Annotated in this window: 21 protein-coding genes; 13 read left to right on the top strand and 8 right to left on the bottom strand. The window is 60.6% G+C overall.

Annotated elements, in window-relative coordinates; translation table 11 throughout:
• Window positions 1-3 precede the first annotated feature (3 nt).
• On the top strand, window positions 4-249 hold the full coding sequence (tusA, locus tag BMH52_RS09765; RefSeq protein ID WP_014717501.1) for a sulfurtransferase TusA: 246 nt from the start codon (window positions 4-6) through the stop codon (window positions 247-249).
• On the opposite strand, the gene BMH52_RS09760 is transcribed toward tusA, so the two are convergent.
• A complete protein-coding gene (locus tag BMH52_RS09760; protein WP_014717502.1) occupies window positions 246-1640 on the bottom strand; it encodes an MATE family efflux transporter in 1395 nt (464 codons plus the stop codon). The two genes, tusA and BMH52_RS09760, sit on opposite strands and share 4 nt — an antisense overlap.
• A gap of 251 nt (window positions 1641-1891) precedes the next feature.
• Here BMH52_RS09760 and pdxB point away from each other — a divergent pair, with 251 nt between their 5' ends.
• The gene (gene pdxB / locus BMH52_RS09755; protein WP_073843513.1) at window positions 1892-3034 is read left to right on the top strand and encodes a 4-phosphoerythronate dehydrogenase PdxB; all 1143 of its coding nucleotides are present in this window, start codon (window positions 1892-1894) and stop codon (window positions 3032-3034) included.
• Window positions 3035-3188: 154 nt separating this feature from the next.
• On the opposite strand, the gene BMH52_RS29265 is transcribed toward pdxB, so the two are convergent.
• Window positions 3189-3362 carry a PA1571 family protein gene (locus tag BMH52_RS29265; protein ID WP_014717504.1) on the bottom strand — a complete coding sequence of 58 codons (174 nt, stop codon included), beginning with the start codon at window positions 3360-3362 and terminating at the stop codon, window positions 3189-3191.
• A 237-nt stretch (window positions 3363-3599) separates the two neighbouring features.
• Between BMH52_RS29265 and BMH52_RS09750 the strand changes: the two genes are divergently transcribed.
• A complete protein-coding gene (locus BMH52_RS09750) occupies window positions 3600-5405 on the top strand; it encodes an ABC transporter ATP-binding protein/permease (RefSeq protein WP_177345082.1) in 1806 nt (601 codons plus the stop codon).
• Window positions 5406-5470: 65 nt separating this feature from the next.
• Here the strand turns inward: BMH52_RS09750 and BMH52_RS09745 are convergent, their stop codons facing one another.
• Entirely contained in the window at window positions 5471-7399 is a 1929-nt protein-coding gene (locus tag BMH52_RS09745; protein ID WP_073843509.1) for a transglycosylase SLT domain-containing protein, read from the bottom strand.
• 213 nt (window positions 7400-7612) lie between these two features.
• Between BMH52_RS09745 and BMH52_RS09740 the strand changes: the two genes are divergently transcribed.
• Window positions 7613-9535 carry an ATP-binding cassette domain-containing protein gene (locus BMH52_RS09740; protein WP_073843507.1) on the top strand — a complete coding sequence of 641 codons (1923 nt, stop codon included), beginning with the start codon at window positions 7613-7615 and terminating at the stop codon, window positions 9533-9535.
• A 182-nt stretch (window positions 9536-9717) separates the two neighbouring features.
• Here the strand turns inward: BMH52_RS09740 and BMH52_RS09735 are convergent, their stop codons facing one another.
• Window positions 9718-10158, bottom strand: a complete 441-nt coding sequence (locus tag BMH52_RS09735) for a universal stress protein (protein WP_034126643.1) — start codon at window positions 10156-10158, stop codon at window positions 9718-9720.
• A 106-nt stretch (window positions 10159-10264) separates the two neighbouring features.
• Between BMH52_RS09735 and BMH52_RS09730 the strand changes: the two genes are divergently transcribed.
• From BMH52_RS09730 to BMH52_RS09695, 7 genes are all read left to right on the top strand, one after another.
• Window positions 10265-10702 (top strand): hypothetical protein, encoded by a 438-nt coding sequence (locus BMH52_RS09730; protein ID WP_073843505.1) that lies wholly within the window; start codon window positions 10265-10267, stop codon window positions 10700-10702.
• A 486-nt stretch (window positions 10703-11188) separates the two neighbouring features.
• Window positions 11189-13336 carry a fatty acid oxidation complex subunit alpha FadB gene (fadB, locus tag BMH52_RS09725; protein ID WP_005786151.1) on the top strand — a complete coding sequence of 716 codons (2148 nt, stop codon included), beginning with the start codon at window positions 11189-11191 and terminating at the stop codon, window positions 13334-13336.
• A 29-nt stretch (window positions 13337-13365) separates the two neighbouring features.
• Entirely contained in the window at window positions 13366-14541 is a 1176-nt protein-coding gene (fadA, locus tag BMH52_RS09720; RefSeq protein ID WP_003189650.1) for an acetyl-CoA C-acyltransferase FadA, read from the top strand.
• A 98-nt stretch (window positions 14542-14639) separates the two neighbouring features.
• The gene (locus tag BMH52_RS09715) at window positions 14640-14876 is read left to right on the top strand and encodes a DUF1653 domain-containing protein (RefSeq protein WP_003189651.1); all 237 of its coding nucleotides are present in this window, start codon (window positions 14640-14642) and stop codon (window positions 14874-14876) included.
• Window positions 14877-14990: 114 nt separating this feature from the next.
• The gene (gene topA / locus BMH52_RS09710; protein ID WP_073843503.1) at window positions 14991-17612 is read left to right on the top strand and encodes a type I DNA topoisomerase; all 2622 of its coding nucleotides are present in this window, start codon (window positions 14991-14993) and stop codon (window positions 17610-17612) included.
• 191 nt (window positions 17613-17803) lie between these two features.
• Complete coding sequence (locus BMH52_RS09705) at window positions 17804-18325, top strand: DUF6586 family protein (protein ID WP_003189653.1); 522 nt, start codon at window positions 17804-17806, stop codon at window positions 18323-18325.
• 529 nt (window positions 18326-18854) lie between these two features.
• The gene (locus BMH52_RS09695) at window positions 18855-19088 is read left to right on the top strand and encodes a hypothetical protein (RefSeq protein WP_014717511.1); all 234 of its coding nucleotides are present in this window, start codon (window positions 18855-18857) and stop codon (window positions 19086-19088) included.
• Window positions 19089-19124: 36 nt separating this feature from the next.
• Here the strand turns inward: BMH52_RS09695 and sulA are convergent, their stop codons facing one another.
• Window positions 19125-19598 (bottom strand): SOS-induced cell division inhibitor SulA, encoded by a 474-nt coding sequence (sulA, locus tag BMH52_RS09690; protein WP_005786162.1) that lies wholly within the window; start codon window positions 19596-19598, stop codon window positions 19125-19127.
• Between the two features lie 10 nt (window positions 19599-19608).
• Window positions 19609-20217 (bottom strand): transcriptional repressor LexA, encoded by a 609-nt coding sequence (lexA, locus tag BMH52_RS09685; protein WP_003172575.1) that lies wholly within the window; start codon window positions 20215-20217, stop codon window positions 19609-19611.
• 263 nt (window positions 20218-20480) lie between these two features.
• Between lexA and BMH52_RS09680 the strand changes: the two genes are divergently transcribed.
• Both BMH52_RS09680 and nagZ read left to right on the top strand, forming a co-directional pair.
• Window positions 20481-21188: a TetR/AcrR family transcriptional regulator gene (locus BMH52_RS09680; protein WP_072434379.1), complete on the top strand. Its 708-nt coding sequence runs from the start codon at window positions 20481-20483 to the stop codon at window positions 21186-21188.
• Window positions 21189-21324: 136 nt separating this feature from the next.
• A complete protein-coding gene (gene nagZ, locus BMH52_RS09675) occupies window positions 21325-22326 on the top strand; it encodes a beta-N-acetylhexosaminidase (RefSeq protein WP_073843501.1) in 1002 nt (333 codons plus the stop codon).
• A 110-nt stretch (window positions 22327-22436) separates the two neighbouring features.
• Here nagZ and BMH52_RS09670 read toward each other — a convergent pair whose 3' ends face one another.
• Both BMH52_RS09670 and BMH52_RS09665 read right to left on the bottom strand, forming a co-directional pair.
• Window positions 22437-25127, bottom strand: coding sequence for a DEAD/DEAH box helicase (locus BMH52_RS09670; RefSeq protein ID WP_019818243.1), 2691 nt, complete (start codon window positions 25125-25127; stop codon window positions 22437-22439).
• A 9-nt stretch (window positions 25128-25136) separates the two neighbouring features.
• A partial coding sequence (locus BMH52_RS09665; protein ID WP_218190421.1) for a CsiV family protein occupies window positions 25137-25468 on the bottom strand: 332 nt, incomplete at its 5' end.

Genomic DNA, 25468 nt, shown 5'->3' with positions numbered 1-25468 from the left:
AGTATGAGTCTTGAACTGCCGGTTGATGGCACCCTCGACGCCACCGGCCTCAACTGCCCGGAACCCGTGATGATGCTGCACCAGCACATCCGCGACCTGCCGGCGGGCGGCCTGCTCAAGGTGATCGCGACCGACCCGTCGACCCGTCGCGATATCCCCAAGTTCTGCGTGTTTCTCGACCATGAACTGGTGGATCAGCAGGAAGATGCTGGCACCTACCTGTACTGGATCCGCAAGAAAGCCGATTAAGCCTGCGCCTTTTCGGCCCGAATGCGTCGGCGTGCACTGCGCGCCAGGCGCACCACCAACATCCCCGCCGCACAGCTCAAGCCCACGATCAGGCCTTGCCATAAACCGCTCGGGCCGCTGGGTTCGCCGAGCCAGTTGGTCAGGCCCAGGGCGTAACCCACCGGCAGGCCCACGCCCCAATAGGCGAACAAGGTCAGCACCATGGTCACCCGGGTGTCCTGGTAGCCGCGCAATGCGCCGGCGGCGGTGACCTGGATCGAGTCAGAGAACTGGAACAGCGCCGAGAACACGATCAGCATCGACGCCAGGTGGATCACCACCGGGTCGGGCGTATAGATCGCTGCAATCTGCTCGCGAAACAACAGCATCAAGCTGCAGGAAAAGCAGGCATACGCCAGTGCGGTGCCCATGCCGACGCCGGCGGCGAAGCGTGCTTCCCGAGGTTCGCCGCGCCCCAGCGCCTGGCCGACGCGCACGGTGACGGCCATGCTCAGGGAGTAAGGGATCATGAACACCAGGGAGCTGACGTTCAGCGCGATCTGGTGGCCGGAGACCACCGTGGCGCCCAGGCTGCCGATCAACAAGGCGATCACCGCAAAAATACTCGATTCGGCAAAGATCGCCACGCCTATCGGCAGGCCAATGCCCAACACGCGCTTGATCACCGCCCACTGCGGCCAGTCGAAGCGCTTGAACAATTCGCTGCTTTGATAGGCCGCGCCCCAGCGCGTCCAGATGGCCAGGCCGATCATCATCACCCACATTGCAATCGCGGTAGCCCAGCCACAACCCACGCCGCCCATGGCCGGTACGCCCAGGTGGCCGTAGATGAAGATGTAGTTCAGCGGAATATTCAGCGCCAACCCGCACAAGCCCATGACCATGCTCGGCCGTGTGCGGCCCAGGCCGTCACTGAAACAGCGAAACACGTAGTACAACGCCACCGCCGGCATACCGGCGGCGATGCCGTGCAGGTAGCCCATGGACGGCTCGATCAAGTCGGGTTCGACCTTCATCGCATGCAGGATCGGCTCGGCGCACAGCAACAACAGCGCCCCTGCGATGCCAACCACCACGGCCAGCCACAATGACTGACGCACCAAGGGCCCGATCTCGCTGAACTGGCCCGCACCGTAGCGCTGGGCGACTTTCGGCGTAGTGGCCAGCAGAGTACCGGTCATCAACAGGTACACCGGGATCCAGATCGAATTACCCAGGCCCACCGCCGCCAGGTCCTGCGGGCTCACGCGCCCGGCCATCACCGCATCGACGAAGCTCATTGCGGTGGTTGCCAGTTGGCCAATCATGATCGGCAAGGCCAGCGTCAGCAGGCCGCGCACTTCCCGGCTGATGCGGGCGGGGCGGGAGAGGGTAGCGGTGGCAGTGTTCACGTACAGGTGTCCAATAAAAAAGGCAGTCGCAAGGACGGCGGATTCTACGCGTTGACGCAGCGGTCAGGAAAAAACCTGTGTTAGGGATTTGTAAGCAATGCGCCCCGGCCAGCGCTGAACCCTGTGGGAGCTGGCTTGCCTGCGATGCAGGCACCTCGGTACATCAGGCAAACCGGGTCGATGCAATCGCAGGCAAGCCAGCTCCTACACAGGATCTTCTGTACACTGCCAATCCGCCAAAGGAGCCTGCCATGCTGATTGTTGCCGACGAAAATATCCCGCTGCTCGATGCATTCTTCGAAGGGTTTGGCGAGATTCGCCGCGTGCCTGGCCGTTCCATCGACCGCGCTACGGTCGGGCAGGCCGACGTGCTACTGGTGCGCTCGGTGACCAACGTCAACCGTGCCCTGCTTGAGGGCAGTAACGTGCGCTTTGTTGGCACCTGCACCATCGGCACCGACCACCTGGACCTCGACTACTTCAAGCAAGCGGGTATCCAGTGGTCCAGCGCGCCCGGCTGCAATGCGCGTGGGGTGGTGGACTACGTGCTTGGCAGCTTGCAGACCCTGGCTGAAATCGAAGGCGCTGACCTCAAACAGCGTACCTATGGCATCGTCGGTGCCGGCGAAGTCGGCGGGCGCTTGGTCAAGGTGCTCAAGGGCCTGGGCTGGAATGTGTTGGTGTGCGATCCGCCGCGCCAGATTACCGAAGACGGTGATTACGTCAGTCTGCAGCAGGTCATCGAGCAATGTGACGTGATCAGCTTGCATACGCCGCTGATCAAGTCCGGCAACGGTTCGACCTGGCACCTGTTTGATCGCCAGCGCCTGGCACAGCTCAAGCCGGGCACCTGGCTGATCAACGCCAGCCGGGGTGCGGTGGTGGATAACGCCGCGCTGCGCGAGGTGTTGCTGGCGCGCGAAGACCTGCAAGCGGTGCTGGACGTGTGGGAAGGCGAGCCCGAGGTGGACGTCGACCTGGCTGACCTGTGCGTGCTGGCCACGCCGCATATTGCCGGCTACAGCCTCGATGGCAAGCAGCGCGGCACCGCGCAGATTTACCAGGCGCTGTGCGCGCACCTGGGCCAGGAACCGAGTATTCACTTAAGTGATTTGCTGCCGGCCCCCTGGCTGGCCGAGATGCACCTGCATCCTGAGACTGACCCGGCCTGGGCGCTGGCGACCTTGTGCCGCAGTGTGTACGACCCACGCCGTGACGACGCGGATTTCCGTCGCAGCCTGGTGGGCACTGTGCAGGAACAGCGCCAAGCTTTCGACCTGCTGCGCAAGCACTATCCGGAGCGTCGCGAGATCGATGGCTTGAAGGTGCGCATCAACGGGGAGTCGGCGGTGCTGTCACAGATCGTGACTGCTCTGGGTGCCGAACACCTATAACTGTAGGAGCGAGCTTGCTCGCGAAAAACGTCAACGATAACGCAGCGTTTCTGATTTAACGCGGCGCCCTCAGGTTTTTCGCGAGCAAGCTCGCTCCTACAGGGGGCATAAAAAACCCGGCCACCTGGGCCGGGTTTGAAAGAGCGTGGGCGCTTCAGCCTTGCTGGGCAGGCTTGACCAGTCGCTGTTCCAGCTCGCTGCAGGCTTGCTGGATCATTTCTTCGGTAATCTGCACTTCCCGGCCCTTGGCATCGATGTACGAGCAAGGCAGCTGCTGCGGCTGGCGGATCACTTCAATCTTGGCGTCGCTGCTATTTTGCAAGGTCATGGCCTGTCTCCTCATCAGGTTGTGTACCTACTTTAATTCCCCCGCATGAACGCGCTGTTACAACTCCTTACACGCTCATCGGTTTGAACACCCAGTCCACCAGAAACCGGTACATATTTCCAGATCAGGCTTAGACCGATAGCCTCTAGCGGCCTGCATCGGCGGGCATAATTAACCTGACTCATTGTTATTTGCGCAAGTTCCCCCAATGTTGAAGTACAGACTCCTCATTGGGTGATGCCTTCCATGTTCTCCATCCGTCAACGCCGTGCGATTCGCCTGGCCAGCCGCTTTATTGCGCCCTACCGTTGGCAGGCGCTTGGCGCACTGCTGGCGCTGATCGTCACCGCTGGCATCACCTTGTCCATGGGGCAGGGCATACGCCTGTTGGTGGACCAGGGCTTCATGACCCAGTCGCCACACCTGCTCAACCAGTCAATCGGCCTGTTCATGCTGCTGGTGCTCGGCCTGGCCGTGGGCACCTTCACGCGGTTTTACCTGGTGTCGTGGATTGGCGAGCGGGTGGTAGCCGATATTCGCCGGCAGGTGTTCAACCACCTGATCTACCTGCACCCAGGCTTCTACGAGAACAACCGCAGCTCGGAAATCCAGTCGCGGCTGACCACCGACACCACCTTACTGCAATCGGTGATCGGCTCATCACTGTCGCTGTTTCTGCGCAACGCCCTGATGGTGATCGGCGGCATCGTATTGCTGTTTATCACTAACCCCAAGCTCACCAGCATCGTAGTGGTGGCGTTGCCGCTGGTGCTAGCGCCGATTCTGATCTTCGGGCGCAGGGTGCGCAGCCTGTCGCGTTTGAGCCAGGACCGTATCGCGGACGTCGGCAGCTATGTCGCCGAGACGTTGGGCCAGATCAAGACCGTACAGGCCTATAACCATCAGGTGCAGGACGAACAACGCTTTGCCGTCACCGTCGAGGACGCCTTTGTCACGGCACGTAAACGCATCTTGCAGCGCTCCTGGCTGATCACCTTGGTGATCATGCTGGTGCTCGGCGCGGTAGGCGTGATGCTGTGGGTGGGCGGCATGGACGTGATCAGCGGGCGCATTTCCGGCGGTGAGCTGGCGGCGTTCGTGTTCTACAGCCTGATTGTCGGCAGCGCCGTCGGCACCCTAAGCGAAGTGCTTGGCGAGTTGCAGCGTGCCTTTGGTGCAGCCGAGCGTATCGGTGAGCTGTTGCAGTCAGGCAACGAGATCCAGGCGCCGGCCACTGGCGGCGTACGTTTGCCGGAACGAGTCAGTGGCCGCATGGAACTGCAGGACCTACGCTTTTCCTATCCTTCGCGACCGGACAGCTATGCCATCGACGGCTTGAACCTGACCATCAACCCGGGCGAAACCCTGGCCTTGGTAGGGCCGTCCGGTGCGGGCAAGTCGACGATTTTCGATCTGCTGCTGCGCTTCTACGACCCCCAGCAAGGCCGAATCCTGCTCGAAGGCCAGCCGCTGACCGAGCTAGACCCCCTGGACCTGCGGCGCCATTTCGCCCTGGTGTCCCAGAGCCCGGCGTTGTTCTTCGGCAGCGTCGAGGACAACATCCGCTACGGCAACCCGTCCGCCACCACCGCCCAGGTGGAAGCCGCCGCGCGTATTGCCCACGCCCACGACTTCATCCTGCAAATGCCCGACGGCTACCAAACCCACCTCGGCGAAAGTGGCCAGGGCCTCTCCGGCGGCCAGCGCCAACGCCTGGCCATCGCTCGCGCCTTGCTGGTCGACGCGCCGATCCTGCTGCTGGACGAAGCCACCAGCGCCCTCGACGCCCAGAGTGAACACCTTATCCAGCAAGCGCTGCCGCAGCTGATGCAGGGGCGCACCACGCTGGTGATCGCCCACCGTTTGGCCACGGTGAAGAATGCCGACCGCATTGCGGTGATGGACCAGGGCAAGCTGGTGGCGGTGGGCACGCATCAGCAGTTGATTGCGAGCAATCCGCTGTATGCGCGGTTGGCGGCGTTGCAGTTCAGTGCGGAACCTGTGGGAGGGGGCTTGCCCCCGATAGCGGCGGATCAGCAATAGACGTGTGACTGACAGCCTGCAATCGGGGGCAAGCCCCCTCCCACATTAGAAGCAGGTTCAGAGCCTTATTGGTCGTCGAAGTACCGCTCATGCCAATCCACCAACGGCTGCGGTGAGTTGAGCTTCTGCCCGTAGATCACCGAATAAGACAGCACGTTCTGCACATACTGGCGGGTTTCGTCGAAGGGGATGCTTTCCACCCACACGTCGAAACTCAGGTGGTCTGCGCCGCGCAGCCATTGGCGCACGCGGCCGGGGCCGGCGTTGTAGGCAGCGGAGGCGAGCACGCGGTTGCCGTTGAACTGGCTGTGAACCTGGCTCAGGTAAGCAGCGCCGAGCTGGATGTTTTTATCCGGGTCCAGCACCTGGGCCGGGGAGGCCAGGGGGATGCTGAACTTGCGTGCAGTTTCCTTGGCGGTGCCGGGCATCAGTTGCATCAGGCCGCTGGCGCCGACGCCGGAGCGGGCATCGTCCATGAACGCGCTTTCCTGACGGGTGATGGCAAAGATCCAGCTGGAGTGCAGGCCACGTACCTTGGCTTCGCGCACCAGGGTGTCGCGGTGGGCCATCGGGAAGCGGATGTCCAGGTCGTCCCAGTACTGCGCCTGGCTGATGGTGCGGATGGCCGGAAAGTACCACTTCATGTCGTAGGCCAGTTTGGCCTGGGCGACCATCTCGTCACGGTTGAAATGACGGCTGACGTGGTACCACTCGCGGCGACCGTCGACGATCTGGCCACGGGCGTAGAATTCCAGGGCACGCCGCACCCCCGGGGTATTGCGCACCTTGTTGACCAGCGCCTGGCTCATCACCAGCGGCTTGTTGTTCAACTGGTAAGGGGCTTTGGAGCGGTCAGCAGCGAGGAAACCGTAGAAGTCCCGCTCCTTGGCCACGTTTTTGTATAGCACCAAAGCCTGCGGGTTTTTCGGCTCGGCCAGCTCCAGGCTGCGTGCCTGCCAGTAGCGCCAACGGTTGGTGGTGGCCAGGTCTTGTGGGAGTTTGCGGGTCAACTGGTAGGCGTCTTCCCAGCGCGCTAGGCGCAACAGCAGGCGCAGACGCCACTCGGAAACCGTATTGTCGCGTAACTCGGGGTCGTACTTGGTCATGACCTCCAGTGCGCGCGGGTCGAAGCGCTTGGCCAGGGTCAAGCCGATCTCGCGGGCAATCGAGACTTTTTCGTCACGGGAGAAGTGCATGCTGCTGGCGTAACCGTCGAGCAGCGACATGGCTTTGTCCGGATCCTGCCGCGCCAGGCGACGCAGGCCCAGGCCCACGGCGTCAGACATGGCCTCGGTGGCCGGCTGGAAGCGTGACGGGTCGCTGAGCATGTCGGGCTTTTGCGCCACATCCACCATCAAGCGGCCTTGGGCGCCGAGGGTGGGTAGGGTTTTCACCAGGCTATTGGCCAGCGCGTAGTTACGCGCTTCGGCGGCGAGCTTGGTGCGCTCCCAGATCTTCTGCTCGGTGAGCTGGCCGGCAGCGGCCCACTGGCCAAACGTGGCGTCACACGCGGCGGGCTGGGATTTGCCGGTCATCCACAATTTTTCGGCGGTCTTGTAGCCTTCAGCCTTGAGATTGTGGCTGAGCTGGTACTGGCCATGCAGGCAATCCAGCTCGACGAAATTGAGCTTGGTGTCGTAGTACTTTTCAAAAGTTTGCCAATCGCCGCGTTCGGCCAGCCAGCGCAGCCAACGCAGTTTCATCCAGTTGGCCTGGGGCAAGTCGCCGTGTTTGGCGAGGAATTGTTCGATTTCCTCGTTACTTGCGGTTTTCAGGCGCGCGGTCAGTTCGTCGTAGGTCAGGTAGGGCGTGAGCGGGTAATCGGCCAGGGCCTGGCTGTATTGCATATAGGGGCCGCTGTCGCCCTTGGCCAAGGCACGTTTGGCTTGATCGTAATACTGGCGTTGAGTGGTGAGGTCCACCGCCTGGGCGGATTGAACGGCAGTGGCGGAAAGAAGCAGACAAGATAAAAAGTTGAAAAGGCGACTGCGCATGAGACGTCCGTGCAGAGAAATCACGACTAGCACCGGCACTGCCGACACTGATTGCCCCTAGCTTAGCCTTTTGCCAGCGGCCCGCGAAAGCTTTGCCGGCTGGTTCGTTCAAGTTCGCCGGAAATGTCCTACAGAACGTGTCAATAGAGAAAATGCCGACCGCATCCCACCCTCACATCAGGTAGAATGCGCGCCCAGTTTTTGGAGAAGCGTATGACCCTGCTCAAATTCAGCGATGTGTCCCTTGCTTTCGGCGCCATGCCGTTGTTGGACAAGGTGTCCTGGCAGATCGCCCGTGGTGAGCGGGTGTGCATCATCGGCCGCAACGGCACCGGCAAGTCCAGCATGATGAAGCTGGTAAAAGGCGACCAGAAGCCCGATGACGGCTCTGTCTGGCGTGCCCCGGGCCTCAAGATCGGCGAATTGCCGCAAGAATTGCCGGTGGCCGACGGACGGACAGTGTTCGACGTGGTAGCCGAAGGCCTGGACGGTGTTGGCGAGTTGCTCGCGCAATACCATCACCTGGCACAGAACTGCGTCACCGAAGAAGACCTGGACAAACTGATGCACGTCCAGCAAGACCTCGAAGCCCGTGACGGCTGGCGCTTGCAGCAACTGGTGGACAGCACCCTGAGCCGCCTGCAACTGCCGGCAGACAAGACCCTCGCCGAATTGTCCGGCGGCTGGCGTCGCCGTGTGCTGCTGGCCCAGGCCCTGGTGTCCGAGCCGGACCTGCTGCTGCTCGACGAACCGACCAACCACCTGGACATCGGCGCCATCGCCTGGCTTGAAGAAGCCATCAAGGACTTCCAGGGCGCCGTGCTGTTTATCACGCACGACCGTGCTTTCCTGCAGAGCCTGGCTACGCGCATCCTCGAGCTGGACCGTGGCGGCCTGATCGACTGGAACGGCGACTACGCCAGCTTCCTGGTGCATAAGGAAGCCGCCCTGGCGGCCGAAGAAACCGCCAACGCGCTGTTCGACAAGAAGCTGGCCCAGGAAGAAGTCTGGATCCGCCAGGGCATCAAGGCCCGTCGCACCCGTAACGAAGGCCGCGTGCGTGCCTTGAAAGCCTTGCGCGTCGAGCGCAGTGAGCGCCGCGAGCGTACCGGCAAGGCCAATATCCAGCTCGATACTGCCGACAAGTCGGGCAAGCAAGTGATGGTGCTGGAGAACGTCAGCTTCCATCACCCGGACGGCCCGTTCCTGATCAAGGACTTCTCCATGGTCCTGCAGCGCGGCGACCGTATCGGCCTGTTGGGCGCCAACGGTACCGGCAAGACCACCTTGCTCAAGCTGATGCTCAGCGGCCTGCAACCGACCAGCGGCAAGGTGGAAGAGGGCACTCGCATCGACGTGGCCTACTTTGACCAGTTGCGCCACCAGTTGGACCTGGAAAAGACCGTGATCGACAACGTCGCCGAAGGTCGCGACTTTATCGACATCGACGGCCAGAGCCGCCACGTACTCAGCTACCTGGGCGACTTCCTGTTCAGCCCGCAACGTGCGCGCACGCCGGTCAAGGCGCTGTCGGGGGGTGAGCGTGCGCGCCTGCTGCTGGCCAAGCTGTTCAGCAAGCCGGCCAACCTGCTGGTGCTCGACGAACCGACCAACGACCTCGACGTGGAAACCCTGGAACTGCTGGAAGAGGTCTTGCTGACCTTCAACGGCACCGTGCTGATGGTCAGCCACGACCGGGAATTCCTCGACAACGTGGTCACCAGCACCCTGGTTTTCGAAGGCGAAGGCAAGGTGCGCGAATACGTGGGCGGTTATCAGGACTGGCTGCGTCAGGGCGGCTCGCCGCGCTTGCTGGGCGTGACCGAGAGCAAGTCGGGCAAGGCCGACCTGAACACGGCGGTGGTGGCTCCGGTCGCTGCGCAGGCGCCTGCAGCGGCTTCTGAAGCTGCGCCTGCCAAGAAGAAGCTCAGCTACAAGTTGCAGCGCGAGCTGGAAGCTTTGCCAGGTGATATCGACGCCAAGGAACAGCAGATTGCTGCGGTGGAAGCGGAAATGGCTGACGCCGGCTTCTACCTGCGCCCTGCGGCAGAAACCGCCAAGGTCATCGCCTCTCTGGAGACGCTGAACCAGGAGCTGGAAGCCTTGGTTGAGCGTTGGGCCGAGTTGGATGCCTGACTGATCGACCCGCAATAAAAAAGCCCGGCACTCTTCTATGAGCGCCGGGCTTTTTAATATGGAATGCGATTCAACTGTGGGAGCTGGCTTGCCTGCGATAGCAGTCTGTCAGTTGATGCATCGGGTGGCTGATACACCGCTATCGCAGGCAAGCCAGCTCCCACATTAGACCTTCATCGGTCTTACGAACTCTTTACCAGTTTGACGGCCAGTACATCGCACGGTGCGCCGTGCAATACATCATTGGCGGTCGAGCCCAGCAGCAAGGCCAACCCGTGGCGCCCATGGCTACCCACTACGATCAGGTCACAACCCTGTTCTTTGGCCAAGTGGTGGATTTCCTGGCGCGGTTGGCCGTAGGTAAGATGGGAATTTTCCTTGCTGACCTTGGGATACTTGAGGATCAAACGGTCAAGGCGCTCTTTGGCCTGGTCGAATTGTTGCTGCTGCAGCTGGGAAAGGTCCATCGGCACGTCACCACCAAAGGCCATGGCCATGGGCTCGACGATGTGCACCAACGACAGTTTGGCGCCATTGGCAATCGCGGATTCCTGTGCGCGCTTGATCACTGGATCGCACTCTTCGGTCAGGTCGACAGCGACCAGAATATGTTCGTAGGGCATGAGGCGTTCCTCCAGGGGGACTGCAATAAGTTCAGTATGGCTGCTTTCAAGCGGATGGGGTTGCCGCAGATCAAATCCGCTCATTTAGAAATTCGGGAGTACACATATGACGGTCTGGATAGTGGTGTCAATCCTTGCGGTGGTTTTAAGCCCCCTGGTATGGCTGCGCCCTTCGCGCCAGCAGAGTGGGCGCATGGCCCTGCGCATGGAGGCACGCCGCATCGGCCTGGCCATGCAGTTGGCGCGTCAGGAGTGGCCGCACTGGCTCAAACAGGAGCCGCCGAGCCCGTGCGCGCAGTATTGCCGGCCACGACGCGGCAGCGCGCCCGCAACCTGGAGCTACTGGCAGCTGGAGCCGGGGCTATGGGTCAATCAGTGGCGTGAACCCTGTGTGGATGAGAAGTTGTTGCCGCATTTTGCAACGCTGCCGGCGAACGTCTACAAGGTCGAGGCCGACAAACAAATGATTGCTCTGTATTGGGGCGAAAAGGGCGACGCAAGCGTGCTGAAAGATATTGATACGCTGCTCAAGGCCCTGGCCTGACCCAAGCTCTGTAGGAGCGAGCCAGCTCGCTCCTACAGGAAAGCCAGGCAATAAAAAGCCCGACATCATCATCGGGCTGGAGGTGGCCAGGCAGGCCGGTAAATCTGCACATTGCCGCTAGCCTAGTCGTGTATTGCTTTCTGTACAGCCTTTTCCCACATCCTTTCCATTATTGATCCTGTGAATATTTGAATATTGACGGGTGGCGAGCCTGTGGGCCGGGTTCTGAAATGACTGGAAAGTCGCGTTTTTCCTAGCCTTTGGAGCGATTGACAATTGCTCGGAATTGGATGAAGGTGGCGTACCCAAATCAAACGGGCGTATGAATTGAGCGTTTGCCTGTCAGACGACTCATACAAAACCCGACTATCGCACTGGCGGGTGTGCCTGGCGGATTGGCGTGAGCATTGATTCAACTGTCAATGTCAAACCAGAGACCAGCGTCCAGTGTGTACTGTTCAGCTTCCATATCGTGGAGATCAGTTGATGATTTACGAAGGTAAAGCCATCACGGTTAAGGCTCTTGAAAGTGGCATCGTCGAACTCAAATTCGACCTCAAGGGTGAGTCCGTCAACAAGTTCAACCGTCTAACCCTGAACGAACTGCGTCAGGCCGTAGACACCATCAAAGCAGATGCTTCGGTCAAGGGCGTGATCGTCTCCAGCGGCAAGGACGTGTTTATCGTCGGCGCTGACATCACCGAATTCGTCGACAACTTCAAGCTGCCCGATGCCGAGCTGGTGGCTGGCAACCTCGAAGCCAACAAGATCTTCAGCGATTTCGAAGACCTCAACGTGCCGACTGTTGCTGCCATCAACGGCATCGCGTTGGGCGGCGGCCTGGAAATGTGCCTGGCGGCAGACTTCCGTGTCATGTCCGCGACGGCCAAGATCGGCCTGCCGGAAGTCAAGCTGGGTATCTACCCAGGCTTTGGCGGTACCGTGCGCCTGCCGCGCCTGATCGGTGCCGACAACGCGATCGAATGGATCGCCGCCGGCAAGGAAAACAAGGCTGAGGACGCGCTGAAAGTCGGTGCCGTCGACGCTGTGGTGGCCCCGGACAAACTGGCCGAAGCCGCGCTGAACCTGATCAAAGGCGCCATCAGCGGCGAATTTGACTACAAGGCCAAGCGTCAGCCGAAGCTGGAAAAACTCAAGCTCAACGCCATCGAACAGATGATGTCGTTCGAAACCGCCAAAGGTTTCGTGGCAGGCCAGGCCGGCCCGAACTACCCGGCGCCGGTTGAAGCGATCAAGACCATCCAGAAGGCCGCGAACTTTGGTCGCGACAAAGCCCTGGAAGTGGAAGCGGCAGGCTTCGTCAAACTGGCGAAAACCTCGGCGGCCCAGAGCCTGATCGGCCTGTTCCTGAACGATCAGGAACTGAAGAAAAAGGCCAAGGCCTACGACGAAATCGCCAAGGACGTGAAACAGGCCGCCGTACTCGGCGCCGGTATCATGGGCGGCGGTATCGCCTATCAATCGGCGTCCAAAGGCACGCCGATCCTGATGAAAGATATCAACGAGCACGGTATCGAACAGGGCCTGGCCGAAGCGGCCAAGCTGCTGGTGGGCCGCGTTGATAAAGGTCGCATGACCGCTGCAAAAATGGCTGAAGTGCTCAACGGCATTCGTCCTACGCTGTCCTACGGTGATTTCGGCCACGTCGACCTGGTGGTCGAAGCGGTTGTCGAAAACCCGAAGGTCAAGCAGGCGGTACTGGCTGAAGTGGAAGCCCAGGTCAAAGATGACACCATCCTGGCTTCTAACACCTCGACCATTTCCATCTCGCTGCTGGCCAAGGCCCTCAAGCGTCCGGAAAACTTCGTCGGCATGCACTTCTTCAACCCGGTGCACATGATGCCGCTGGTAGAAGTGATCCGTGGCGAGAAGTCCAGCGAGCTGGCCGTTGCCACCACCGTTGCCTACGCCAAGAAAATGGGCAAGAACCCGATCGTCGTCAACGATTGCCCGGGCTTCTTGGTCAACCGCGTGCTGTTCCCGTACTTTGGCGGTTTCGCCAAGCTGGTCAGCGCCGGTGTGGACTTCGTGCGCATCGACAAGGTCATGGAGAAGTTCGGCTGGCCCATGGGCCCGGCGTACCTGATGGACGTGGTCGGTATCGACACCGGCCACCACGGTCGCGACGTCATGGCTGAAGGCTTCCCGGACCGCATGAAAGACGACCGCCGCTCGGCGATCGACGCGCTGTACGAGGCCAAGCGCCTGGGCCAGAAGAATGGCAAGGGCTTCTACGCCTACGAGGCCGACAAGAAGGGCAAGCAGAAGAAAGTGGCCGACCCGTCGGTGCACGAAGTGCTCGCTCCGGTCATCTACGAACAGCGTGAGGTGTCGGACGAAGACATCATCAACTGGATGATGATCGCCCTGTGCCTGGAAACCGTGCGTTGCCTGGAAGACGGCATCGTTGAAACCGCCGCCGAAGCCGATATGGGCCTGGTGTACGGTATTGGTTTCCCTCCATTCCGTGGTGGCGCGTTGCGTTACATCGATTCGATCGGTGTGGCCGAGTTCGTTGCCCTGGCTGACAAATACGCTGATTTGGGCCCGCTGTACCACCCGACCGCGAAGCTGCGTGAAATGGCCAAGAATGGCCAGAGCTTCTTCGGTTAAGCGCCCAATCGACTAGAGCGAGAATATTTATGAGCTTGAATCCAAGAGACGTCGTGATTGTCGACTTCGGTCGTACGCCGATGGGCCGCTCCAAGGGCGGCATGCACCGCAACACCCGCGCCGAAGACATGTCGGCGCACCTGATCAGCAAAGTGCTGGAGCGCAACACCAAGGTCGACCCGAACGAAGTCGAGGACGTGATCTGGGGCTGCGTCAACCAGACCCTGGAGCAGGGCTGGAACATCGCGCGCATGGCGTCGTTGATGACCCAGATCCCGCACACCGCGGCCGGCCAGACCGTCAGCCGCCTGTGCGGCTCGTCGATGAGCGCGCTGCACACCGCTGCGCAAGCGATCATGACCGGCAACGGCGATGTGTTCGTGGTCGGCGGCGTGGAGCACATGGGCCACGTCAGCATGATGCACGGCGTCGATCCTAACCCGCACATGTCCCTCTACGCGGCGAAAGCCTCGGGCATGATGGGCCTGACCGCGGAAATGCTCGGCAAAATGCACGGCATCACCCGTGAAGCCCAGGACGCCTTCGGCCTGCGCTCCCACCAGCTCGCCCACAAGGCGACGGTGGAAGGCAAGTTCAAGGATGAAATCATCCCGATGAACGGCTACGACGAGAATGGTTTCCTGAAACTGTTCGACTACGACGAAACCATTCGTCCGGACACTACCCTGGAAAGCCTGGCGGCCCTCAAGCCCGCCTTCAATCCAAAGGGCGGCACCGTGACAGCCGGTACTTCCTCGCAGATCACCGACGGTGCTTCGTGCATGATCGTGATGTCGGCGCAGCGTGCCCAGGACCTGGGTATCCAGCCGCTGGCCGTGATTCGTTCGATGGCAGTGGCGGGTGTGGATCCGGCGATCATGGGCTATGGTCCAGTACCGGCCACACAAAAAGCCTTGAAGCGCGCAGGCCTTTCCATCTCTGATATCGACTTCTTCGAGCTCAACGAAGCTTTCGCCGCACAGGCCTTGCCAGTGCTGAAAGATCTGAAAGTACTCGACAAGATGAACGAGAAGGTTAACCTGCACGGCGGTGCGATTGCCCTGGGCCACCCATTCGGTTGCTCCGGTGCGCGTATCTCCGGCACTTTGCTTAACGTGATGAAGCAAAATGGCGGCAACCTTGGGGTTGCTACCATGTGCATTGGTCTCGGCCAAGGCATCTCTACTGTCTTCGAACGCGTCTAAACGTTCGGTTGACGGAAGCCGGGGCCCAGTGCCCCGGTTTTTGTTTTTTGGAACTTTTAAATATTTTTTTTCAACAAATTTCGCATGAGGGCCAGAGCATGAAAGTCGAACCAGGGCTCTACCAGCATTACAAGGGGCCGCAGTACCGTGTTTTCAGCGTGGCGCGCCACTCTGAAACCGAAGAAGAAGTGGTGTTTTACCAAGCACTGTATGGCGAATACGGCTTTTGGGTACGCCCTTTGAGCATGTTCCTGGAGACCGTCGAAGTTGACGGCGAGCAGGTCCCACGCTTTGCTTTGGTCACGGCCGAACCCAGTCTTTTTACAGGGCAATAACGGCAGGTCGCGCAGAATGCTGCGCTTGACCTCATCCGGTTGCCACTATATATAGCGTTGCCGCGTCAGGCGCCAACTGCCTTTCACTTCTCGAATTCAGGAATTTTCCGATCCATGGGCAAATCGCTGGTCATTGTGGAATCCCCGGCTAAGGCCAAGACCATCAACAAGTACTTGGGCAACGAGTACGTGGTGAAGTCGAGTATCGGCCATATCCGAGACCTGCCCACCAGCGGTTCGGCTAGCGCCAGCAAGGAGCCTGCCGCCAAGCGCGGCAAGGCCGCCGCGGGCGAAGGTCCGGTACTCACGCCTAAAGAAAAAGCGCGCAAGCAACTGGTTTCGCGCATGGGTGTGGACCCGGACCATGGCTGGAAGGCCAAGTACGAAATCCTTCCGGGCAAGGAAAAGGTCATCGAAGAGCTGCGCCGGCTCGCCAAAGATGCTGACACCATCTATCTCGCGACGGACTTGGACCGCGAAGGGGAAGCCATTGCCTGGCACCTGCGCGAAGCCATCGGCGGTGATGACAGCCGCTACAAGCGCGTGGTGTTCAACGAAATCACCAAGAAAGCCATCCAGGAAGCCTTCTCCAAGCCGGGCGAGCTGGACATCGACCGTGTCAACGCCCAGCAGGCCCGTCGCTTCCTCGACCGCGTCGTCGGCTACATGGTCTCGCCACTGCTGTGGGCGAAGATCGCCCGTGGCCTGTCCGCCGGCCGTGTGCAATCGGTAGCGGTCAAGCTGGTGGTTGAGCGTGAGCGCGAGATCCGTGCGTTCATCCCTGAAGAATACTGGGAAGTCCACGCCGACCTCGGCACTGCCAAGGGCGCCAATGTGCGCTTTGAAGTGGCCCGTGAAAAAGGCGAAGCCTTCAAGCCGCTGAACGAAGCCCAGGCCATGGCCGCGCTGGAGAAGCTCAAGGCCTCCAGCTACAGCATCGTCAAGCGTGAAGACAAACCGACCAGCAGCAAGCCGTCGGCGCCGTTCATCACCTCCACCCTGCAACAGGCCGCGAGCAACCGTTTGGGCTTCGGGGTGAAGAAGACCATGATGATGGCCCAGCGTCTGTATGAGGCTGGCTACATCACGTATATGCGTACGGACTCCACCAACCTGTCGCAAGACGCGGTGGCGATGGCGCGTACCTATATTGAAAGCGAATTCGGCAAGACCTACCTGCCGGAGAAGCCGAACGTCTACAGCAGTAAGGAAGGCGCACAAGAGGCACACGAAGCGATTCGTCCTTCCGACGCCAACACCACGCCTGCCAAGCTGAGCGGCATGGAGCGCGACGCTGAGCGCCTCTACGAGCTGATCTGGCGCCAGTTCCTGGCTTGCCAGATGCTGCCGGCGCAATACCTGTCTACTACCGTCAGCGTGGGCGCGGGCGATTTCGAGCTGCGTGCCAAGGGCCGTATCCTCAAGTTCGATGGCTACACCCGTGTGATGCCGCAGATCGCCAAGCCTGGCGATGATGATGTGCTGCCGGACATGGCCCAGGGCGACACGCTGAAGCTGATCAAGCTCGACCCGTCCCAGCACTTCACCAAGCCGCCGGCGCGTTATTCCGAAGCCAGCCTGGTGAAAGAGATGGAGAAGCGCGGTATCGGTCGTCCGTCGACCTACGCGGCAATCATCTCCACCATCCAGGACCGTGGCTACGTTGCGCTGCATAACCGTCGTTTCTATTCGGAAAAGATGGGTGACATCGTCACCGAGCGTCTGTCGGAGAGTTTCTCCAACTTGATGGATTACGGCTTCACTGCCGGCATGGAAGAGAACCTCGATGACGTGGCCCAGGGCGAACGCGACTGGAAAAACGTGCTGGATGAGTTCTACGGCGACTTCAAGAAAAAGCTTGAAGTGGCCGAGAACCCCGAGAACGGGATGCGCGCCAACCAGCCGGTGATGACGGATATTCCGTGCACTACCTGCGGTCGACCGATGCAGATTCGTACCGCCTCCACCGGCGTGTTCCTCGGTTGCTCGGGCTACAGCCTGCCGCCCAAAGAGCGCTGCAAGGCGACCGTCAACCTGGTGCCGGGCGATGAAATCGCGGCTGACGACGAGGGTGAGTCCGAGTCGCTGGTGCTGCGTGGCAAGCACCGCTGCCCGATCTGCAGCACGGCGATGGACGCCTACCTGCTGGACGAGAAGCACAAGCTGCACATCTGTGGTAACAACCCGGATTGCAACGGCTACGAGATCGAAGAGGGCACCTATCGCATCAAGGGCTATGAAGGCCCGAGCCTGGAATGCGACAAGTGCGGCAGCGAGATGCAGCTCAAGACTGGCCGTTTCGGCAAGTTCTTCGGGTGCACCAACCCAACCTGCAAGAACACCCGAAAGCTGCTGAAAAGCGGTGATGCGGCGCCGCCGAAGATGGACCCGGTGAAGATGCCTGAACTCAAGTGCGAGAAGGTCAACGACACCTACATCCTGCGTGACGGCGCTTCGGGGCTGTTCCTGGCTGCGAGCCAGTTCCCGAAAAACCGCGAGACCCGTGCGCCACTGGTGATGGAGATCGCGCCGCACAAGGACGAGATCGATCCGAAGTACCACTTCCTGTGTGAAGCGCCGAAAAAGGACCCGGATGGTCGCCCAGCCGTGATCCGCTACAGCCGCAAGACCAAGGAGCAGTACGTGCAGACCGAAGTGGACGGCAAGCCTACTGGCTGGAAAGCGTTCTACGACGGCGGCAAGTGGAAGGTCGAGGACAAGCGCCAGGGCGCTTGATCCGCTAGTCTGTTAACGCCAAAAGCCGTCTGTATAGACGGCTTTTGCTTACTGTAGGAGCGAGCTTGCTCGCGAAGATCGTTAACGAAAACGCGGGAAACCTGGCACCCTGCGGTGCCTGGAAGTTTTTCGCGAGCAAGCTCGCTCCTACACAGCCAGCATCACGCCTATTCGTTGTGGAGATTGCCGTCATGGCCAACGAACTCTATACCCGTACCAATCAGAAAATTTACTTCGCGGGTTTGTCCTTGGAGGCCCTTGGCCGTGCCGAGGAAGGGAAAGAGATGAACGCCATCGCGCTGGTACAGGCGGGGCGCGAAGCGGCGTTGTTCCACCTGTACGGTGCCTTGCTGGGGCTGTGCCATGAGATCGCCGGGTTCTACCGCCTACCCCAGGCCGGTGCGCCGCGTGCAGAAATGATCATGAATCGTGAAGTGCTGGATTCCATGGCGATCCCCGAGTTGGCCGAGCTGGTGGAAATGGCCCAAAGCCCCGACAGTTGGGTGGCACGGCTGCTCAAAGCCCATGCGGATATGTTTCAACCACCGCGTATTCCCCATGTGCCTAAAGGTGATGTCACCCAGCCGCTGATCGTCGCCGTGGCCTTGGAACAGGATGAGCCTAAGCCTTTGAGCCGTGAGGAGTTGGAAGGCTGGCGCCAGGAGCTGAAAAAGATGGCGCTGCGTTTTCGTGAAGGGCTCAACGAGTGCTGAAGGGGTTGCACTAAGCAAATGTGGAAGCTGGCTTGCCTGCGATGACGGCCTGCCAGCCGACACCTATCGATCTGATGCCCTGCGTTCAACCTGTGGGAGCTGGCTTGCCTGCGATGGCGGCCTGACAGGCGACCCTGTTATACCGAGTACATATTCATTCCTGCGGCAACGGCCACTTAGGGCTCCGCCTGACGGCGGGTCACTGTGGAAAGCCGGAATGCCAGCGTGGTTTAACGGGGCGCCTGAGATCAAGATCAAAAGCAGATCAAAAGCTACTCGCTTCGCATCGTGGTTACCGTTGGCTGCTTTAGCCTGCAAAGTTGTATAGGTACTTATGCTGCGATAGCGGTGGGTTAGTTTGCTGATTATGCGCTGATACTCCGCCATCGCAGGCAAGCCAGCTCCCACATAGAGACGCGTGTTCCCTAGGGCGCCATTCATCACACCGTAAACAAACCTTTCCATATCCCCTGCGAGGCTGGGTGGATGACTGATATAATCCCAGGCCTTTCGTGGAGAACAGACTTTTATGCCAACGTCCTTTCTGGAAATTGTTGAACTGCCTGACGGCCGAATCGAACTGCGCCGGGCTGAGGACGAGGGTTCTCTGGTTATTCTGGATTTCTCCGAAGACGCCAAGGTCTTCCTGCAAGGCCAGCACGTCGAAGTGGCTAAAGCCATGTTGAGCGTGGGCGTGCAGATGGCAGGTCGCCTTGCCGAAGGCGAGCCGGAGAAAGATGAAGGGCCGCGCGTTCTTCACTGAGTCCTTTGTGACGGCTGCTTCTGTGGCGCGCCATCATTACCCCAATCGAATATTCAAACTCTGTGCATCACCCGTGCGCGCAGCACTGATCAGTTGCTGCTTGGCGCTGGCATTCAGCGGGTTCAACCAGCTCACCACCGTATGGCTGCGGCCCAGGCGCAAGGCTTCGCAGGTTAGCTGCTGGGCACTTTGCGCGCCGCGTGGTTGCAGCAACAGGATACGCTCACGGTTGAGCCCAGCGTCCCGCAGCCAGGCCTGGGTGAGGCTGGCGGGCGGGGCGATCAGTGTCAGCCAGCGGGCGTCCTGATCTTCGCTCAATTCGCGCAGGATAGGTGCCAGCAGGTTCAGGCAGCTCTCAGCCGCACCGCGCAACGACAGTTCACTGAACGCCTCAGGTTCGCCGCCCCAGGGGGCTTCGACCGTTTCCTTGAGGATTGGCGCAAGGGGCTGGGCCATGAAGGCCTCGAACAGCGACAGTTGTGTATGTTGTGGGGTGTGCACGAGCTGCATGATGCCTCCTTTAGCGGCGAATGACGCCGACACTCAAGCCTTCGATCACCAGGTCCTGGTCTTTCAGGTTGACTTCGATCGGGGCAAACTCAGGGTTTTCGGCCAGGAGCCAGACCTTGCTGCCTTCGCGCTTGAAGCGTTTGACCGTGACCTCGTCGCCGATACGGGCCACGACGATCTGGCCATTGCGGGCTTCGCGGGTGGTATGCACGGCCAGCAGGTCGCCGTCGAAGATGCCCACGTCCTTCATGCTCATGCCGTGCACACGCAACAGGTAGTCGGCGCGAGGGTGGAAGAAGGTCGGGTTGATGTTGCAGGATTCCTCGACGTGCTGCTGCGCCAGGATCGGCGCACCTGCGGCGACGCGACCGATGATCGGCAATGTCGACTCGTCGGCCTTGGCTTCGAAGCCAGGGATGCGAATACCTCGCGAAGCACCCGGGGTCATCTCGATCGCACCTTTGCGAGCGAGGGCCTTGAGGTGTTCCTCGGCGGCGTTCGGGGACTTGAACCCCAGTTCCAGGGCAATCTCCGCACGGGTAGGCGGGTAACCATTGTCATCAAGGCAGCGCTTGATAAAAGCCAGAATCTCAGCTTGGCGTGGCGTCAGTTTTAGCATGTTGATCGCTCTGTCTTTTTATACAGTGACTGGGATTATATACAGTGAACTGCGCTTGGCAATCATCCTTTTTAATGGCCCCGCTGGACGGTCATCCGTCAGCCGTCCTACAGAGCAGAAGCGGCGCTGCCTACACAGCTGCAAGGATGTGATTAAATAGCGATGAATCAGATGACTGACCAGCCGCAAAGCGGACCCGCAGGCTTGACAAGACACACTCTGAAACGTATGTTTCAAACAAGTGTTTGTCAGGCGGAGTAGCCATGGCCCAGTCGGAAACCGTTGAACGCATTCTCGATGCTGCCGAGCAATTGTTCGCGGAAAAAGGATTTGCTGAAACTTCATTGCGCCTGATCACCAGCAAGGCTGGGGTCAACCTGGCCGCTGTGAATTACCACTTCGGCTCGAAAAAGGCCCTGATCCAGGCGGTGTTCTCACGCTTTCTGGGCCCGTTCTGCACAAGCCTCGACCGTGAGCTGGAACGCCGCCAGGCCAAGGCCGATCACAAGCCCAGCCTGGAAGAGCTGCTGGAAATCCTCGTGGAGCAAGCCTTGGTCGTGCAGCCTCGCAGCGGCAACGACCTGTCGATCTTCATGCGCCTGCTGGGCCTGGCGTTCAGCCAGAGCCAGGGCCACTTGCGCCGCTACCTGGAAGACATGTACGGCAAGGTGTTCCGCCGCTATATGCTGTTGGTCAACGAAGCGGCCCCGCGTATTCCACCTATCGAGCTGTTCTGGCGTGTGCATTTCATGCTCGGTGCCGCAGCTTTCAGCATGTCGGGTATCAAGGCGCTGCGGGCAATTGCCGAGACCGATTTCGGTGTGAACACGTCCATCGAGCAAGTCATGCGCCTGATGGTGCCGTTCCTTGCCGCTGGCATGCGCGCCGAAACCGGCGTCAGCGACCCTGCCATGGCCGCCGCCCAGTTGCGCCCACGCAGCAAAGCCGTACCGGTCGCCGCCAAGGTTTGATCGCTGCGGGTGGGCGCGGCCGCTTGCATCCGCTAAGCTAGCCGCCATGCCGATTTTCAGCTATTTATTCGCAACCCGTCGTCCTTGCCGTGCCTGGCAAGGACGACGGGTTGTGTGCGTTATTTAAGGAAGGTTTATGACTGCTGCCCTGCAAGGTTCTTTGATGGTCGACGTCGCCGGTACCTGGCTCACGGCCGAGGATCGTCATCTGTTGCGCCAACCGGAAGTGGGCGGCCTGATTATTTTTGCGCGCAATATCGAGCACCCGCGCCAGGTTCGCGAGTTGAGCGCCGCGATTCGTGCAGTGCGCCCGGACTTGCTGTTGGCCGTGGACCAGGAGGGCGGTCGCGTGCAGCGTCTGCGCCAAGGCTTCGTGCGCCTGCCGGCCATGCGTGCGCTGGCGGATAACCCCAACGCTGAATACCTGGCCGAACAGTGCGGCTGGATCATGGCCACCGAGGTGCTGGCGGTGGGCCTGGACCTGAGTTTTGCCCCCGTGCTGGACCTCGACTACCAACGCAGCGCCGTGGTCGGTACCCGTGCTTTCGAAGGCGACCCCGAGCGCGCTGCCGTGCTCGCGGGTGCCTTTATCCGTGGCATGAACAGCGCCGGTATGGCCGCCACCGGCAAGCACTTCCCTGGCCATGGTTGGGCCGAGGCCGATTCCCACGTCGCCATTCCCAATGATGAACGCAGCCTGGAGCAGATTCGCGCCAATGACCTGGTGCCTTTCGCACGCCTGAGCAAGCAATTGGCCGCCGTGATGCCGGCGCACGTCATCTACCCGCAGGTCGATGCCCAGCCTGCAGGTTTTTCGCGTCGCTGGTTGCAGGATATCCTGCGCGGTGAGTTGCAGTTTGACGGGGTAATCTTCAGCGATGACCTGTCCATGGCCGGCGCCCATGTGGTCGGCGATGCGGCCAGCCGTATCGAAGCGGCGCTGACCGCCGGTTGTGACATGGGCTTGGTGTGCAATGACCGTGCGGCGGCCGAGCTGGCGCTGAGTGCAGCACAGCGGATGAAGGTCACGCCATCGGCGCGGATTGCGCGTATGCGTGGGCAGGCGGTTGCCTCGACGGACTATAAGCAGGACCCGCGTTGGCTGACAGCGCTTACTGCGTTGCGCGATGCGCAGTAGATCGACTGAAAACCGAAGCGCGGCCATCGCAGGCAAGCCAGCTCCCACATTTTGATTTGTGAATACAGTCAGGTGTGGGAGCGGGCTTGCTCGCGAAGGCGGCCGAACAGTCAGCGCTTTTCTTGCTTATTGGGCAACGGCGCAAACAACGCTTCAATCTCCTCATTCCCCAACTGCCAATCCCCCGTGGTTCGCCCATCCAGCACGCCCGCAGCCAGATCGGACTTCTCCTTCTGCAAGTGCTGGATTTTCTCCTCTACCGTGCCCCGGGCAATCATCTTGTACACGAACACCGGCTTTTCCTGCCCGATGCGGTATGCACGGTCGGTGGCCTGGTTTTCCGTGGCTGGGTTCCACCAGGGGTCGTAGTGGATAACCGTGTCGGCTTCGGTCAGGTTCAAGCCCACGCCGCCAGCCTTCAGGCTGATCAAAAAGATCTGCAGCTTGCCGCTCTGAAAATCCTTCACCGGTGTACGTCGATCCCGGGTCTGGCCGGTCAGCAGGGCGTAGGCAATGCCGCGCTTTTTCAGTTCGGCCTCGATCAGGCTCAGCATCGAGGTGAACTGTGAGAACAGCAGGATCCGGCGGCCTTCGGCAAACAGCTCGTCGAGCATGTCCATCAGGCTGTCGAGCTTGCCCGAGCTGCTACCACGGGCGGGCAGGGTGGCGTCGTTGACAAGGCGCAAGTCGCAGCACACCTGGCGCAGTTTGAGCAGGGCTTCGAGGATGATGATCTGGCTGCGAGCCACGCCCTTGCGGGTGATCTCGTCGCGGACCTTTTTATCCATGGCCAGGCGCATGGTTTCGTACACGTCGCGCTGGGCCTCGTTGAGGTCGACCCAGTGGATGATTTCGGTCTTGGGTGGCAGTTCGGTTGCCACTTGTTCCTTGGTGCGGCGGAGCAGGAAGGGTTTGATCCGACCGTTGAGGTGCTGCAATCGCACCTCGCTGGCACGTTTTTCAATCGGCACGCGGTAATCACGGTTGAAGCTCTTCACGTCGCCCAGCCAGCCCGGCAGCAGGAAGTGGAACAGCGACCACAGTTCGCCCAAGTGGTTTTCCAAAGGCGTGCCGCTCAGGCACAGGCGCTGGCGTGCATTCAGCTCGCGTGCGGCCTGGGCCGCCTTGCTGGACGGGTTCTTGATGTACTGCGCTTCATCCAGGATCAAGACGTGCAAGGGCAGGGCGGCGAGCTGTTCAATGTCCTTGGGCAGCAGGGCGTAGGTGGTCAGCAGCAGGTCGTAGTCATTCAGGTTGGCGAAATGTTTCTTACGCCCCGCGCCATAAAGTGCCTGCACTCTCAACTGCGGGGTGAAGTGCGCGGCTTCATCGAGCCAGTTCGGGATCAGGCTGGTAGGCATCACGACCATGCACGGCCGATCAAGGCGCCCTGCGTTTTTTTCGGTGAGGATGTGCGCCAGGGTCTGCAAGGTTTTGCCCAGGCCCATGTCATCCGCAAGTATCCCACCCACCTCCAGTTGGCGCAGCGACTGCATCCAGCTCAGACCTTCCAGCTGGTAGGGGCGCAAGGTCGCATTCAGGCCTTCGGGCGCCACGCAGGTGAAATCCTTGATATCGCGCAGGCGCTGGGCGAAGTTGCGGATCTTCTCGCCGCCTTCCCATTGCAGTGGCAGGTCTTCCAGCGGGTTGAGGCGTATGGCGTCGGCCTTGGCCAGGCGCAGCGCGGTGGTGCCGGCTTCCTGCAGGTAAAACTCGCCGAGGGTCGCCAGCACCGGCTTCAAGCGGCCGTAGGGCAGCGCCACTTGCAGCGGGCCGTGGCCGTTGGGCAGGCCGGGGATGTTCACCAGGATCAGCTCTTCATCGCGGCGCCGCGCCAGTTTCTCCGGGTTGAGGATCTCGGTGTGGGAGCGCATCAGGTTCAGCAGGATCGGCAGCAGGCTCAAACGTTCGCCGTTGACGATGATGCCCAGCTCCAGGTCGAACCAATCGCGTTCCGGCCCTTCATCGACCGTGGCATACCAGTCATCGACGGGGCTGAGATCAAAGCCGAAGTCTTCATCGATCTGCAGCTCCCAGCCCTCGGCACGCAAAGTGGGCGACACATTGAGGGTGAAGTTCAGCCAGGCACTGTCATTGACCATTTCGAAGAGCTCGCCGGCGCTTTCCGGCAGGGCCTTGCTCTGGCGCGTGGCGATCTTGAAGCCAAGCAGGCGCAGGTGTTCGCGATAGGCCTGTTCTTGCTCGGGATGGCGCTTGATCCGCAGGCTCTGCGTCTCTTGGCGCACAATGATGTCAGCATTTTTTTGCCCGCTGACATAGTTGCCCAGGTAGTTGAACGACAACGCCGCACGGTGCTGGATATAGCGCTGCATCTTGCCGTTGCGCGGTTCGAACGCGCTGAACTCCACGCTGGCCAGCCACAGGCGTGGCACCGGTTGCACGTCGTCCATCACCACTTGCGGCAGGACCACGCGGTTATCGAGCACCGCCTGGAGCTTCTCCAGCAGCTGCGCATCCTGAGCCGCTGCCGGGTAGGCCAGGGTTTCCTGGACCTTGAGCAGCACCGCCGCGATGTGTTTGCAGTTGGTGTGCACCGGGCACGTGCAGCGGCTGTCTACCAAGATCAGCAGGCCCTTGGCCGATTCGCGCAGTGAGATGGTCTGGCGGTAAACATTACCGCCCGAGCCTTCGCAGCTGGCGGTGATGGTGCTGTCGCCGCACTCGACGATGCGCACGCGGTTCTCCAGGGCGTAGCGTCGCCCGCGCTCGAGGCTTTGCTCTTTGAAGCGATTGGCCCACGAAGGGGCCAGGGGTTTGGTCAACGACGACGTCAGGGGCATGGCGCGCAATCAGTCCTGAAGGTCGGGCGGTGGTGCGCTGGGTGGCTTGGCGGTCAGCGAGGTGATCTTGATCAGCAGCGCCAGGTGGCCGCCGTCCAGGTAGTTGAGCTGGTTGTTCTTGGTGCGCACGTCTTTCTGGCTCAAGTGTTCGCTGGCGATCACGCTGCCGTTGCCGTCGAACTGGTTGATCCAGAAATCCGCGTCGATATCGGTAAAGCGCCCCAGTTGCAGGCTCAACACCCCTTCGATAGGGAACTGGCCGAACTGCTCCTGACCGTCGGTGATCGCCACCTTCACCGCTTGCTCGCCCAGGTTCTGCTCCCAGGCCTTGTGGGCGAGCA

The organism is Pseudomonas sp. BTN1 (genome assembly GCF_001907715.1).
In the GTDB taxonomy this organism is placed as follows: Bacteria; Pseudomonadota; Gammaproteobacteria; order Pseudomonadales; family Pseudomonadaceae; genus Aquipseudomonas; species Aquipseudomonas paracarnis.
This window is presented reverse-complemented; position numbering and strand designations above follow the sequence as displayed.

Excerpts from the sequence above, each read along its gene's own strand:
- tusA (WP_014717501.1), top strand. The coding sequence starts at position 4 with ATGAGTCTTGAACTGCCGGTTGATGGCACCCTCGACGCCACCGGCCTC.
- pdxB (WP_073843513.1), top strand. The coding sequence starts at position 1,892 with ATGCTGATTGTTGCCGACGAAAATATCCCGCTGCTCGATGCATTCTTC.
- BMH52_RS29265 (WP_014717504.1), bottom strand. The coding sequence starts at position 3,362 with ATGACCTTGCAAAATAGCAGCGACGCCAAGATTGAAGTGATCCGCCAG.
- BMH52_RS09750 (WP_177345082.1), top strand. The coding sequence starts at position 3,600 with ATGCCTTCCATGTTCTCCATCCGTCAACGCCGTGCGATTCGCCTGGCC.
- BMH52_RS09745 (WP_073843509.1), bottom strand. The coding sequence starts at position 7,399 with ATGCGCAGTCGCCTTTTCAACTTTTTATCTTGTCTGCTTCTTTCCGCC.
- BMH52_RS09740 (WP_073843507.1), top strand. The coding sequence starts at position 7,613 with ATGACCCTGCTCAAATTCAGCGATGTGTCCCTTGCTTTCGGCGCCATG.
- BMH52_RS09735 (WP_034126643.1), bottom strand. The coding sequence starts at position 10,158 with ATGCCCTACGAACATATTCTGGTCGCTGTCGACCTGACCGAAGAGTGC.
- BMH52_RS09730 (WP_073843505.1), top strand. The coding sequence starts at position 10,265 with ATGACGGTCTGGATAGTGGTGTCAATCCTTGCGGTGGTTTTAAGCCCC.
- fadB (WP_005786151.1), top strand. The coding sequence starts at position 11,189 with ATGATTTACGAAGGTAAAGCCATCACGGTTAAGGCTCTTGAAAGTGGC.
- fadA (WP_003189650.1), top strand. The coding sequence starts at position 13,366 with ATGAGCTTGAATCCAAGAGACGTCGTGATTGTCGACTTCGGTCGTACG.
- BMH52_RS09715 (WP_003189651.1), top strand. The coding sequence starts at position 14,640 with ATGAAAGTCGAACCAGGGCTCTACCAGCATTACAAGGGGCCGCAGTAC.
- topA (WP_073843503.1), top strand. The coding sequence starts at position 14,991 with ATGGGCAAATCGCTGGTCATTGTGGAATCCCCGGCTAAGGCCAAGACC.
- BMH52_RS09705 (WP_003189653.1), top strand. The coding sequence starts at position 17,804 with ATGGCCAACGAACTCTATACCCGTACCAATCAGAAAATTTACTTCGCG.
- BMH52_RS09695 (WP_014717511.1), top strand. The coding sequence starts at position 18,855 with ATGCCAACGTCCTTTCTGGAAATTGTTGAACTGCCTGACGGCCGAATC.
- sulA (WP_005786162.1), bottom strand. The coding sequence starts at position 19,598 with ATGCAGCTCGTGCACACCCCACAACATACACAACTGTCGCTGTTCGAG.
- lexA (WP_003172575.1), bottom strand. The coding sequence starts at position 20,217 with ATGCTAAAACTGACGCCACGCCAAGCTGAGATTCTGGCTTTTATCAAG.
- BMH52_RS09680 (WP_072434379.1), top strand. The coding sequence starts at position 20,481 with ATGGCCCAGTCGGAAACCGTTGAACGCATTCTCGATGCTGCCGAGCAA.
- nagZ (WP_073843501.1), top strand. The coding sequence starts at position 21,325 with ATGACTGCTGCCCTGCAAGGTTCTTTGATGGTCGACGTCGCCGGTACC.
- BMH52_RS09670 (WP_019818243.1), bottom strand. The coding sequence starts at position 25,127 with ATGCCCCTGACGTCGTCGTTGACCAAACCCCTGGCCCCTTCGTGGGCC.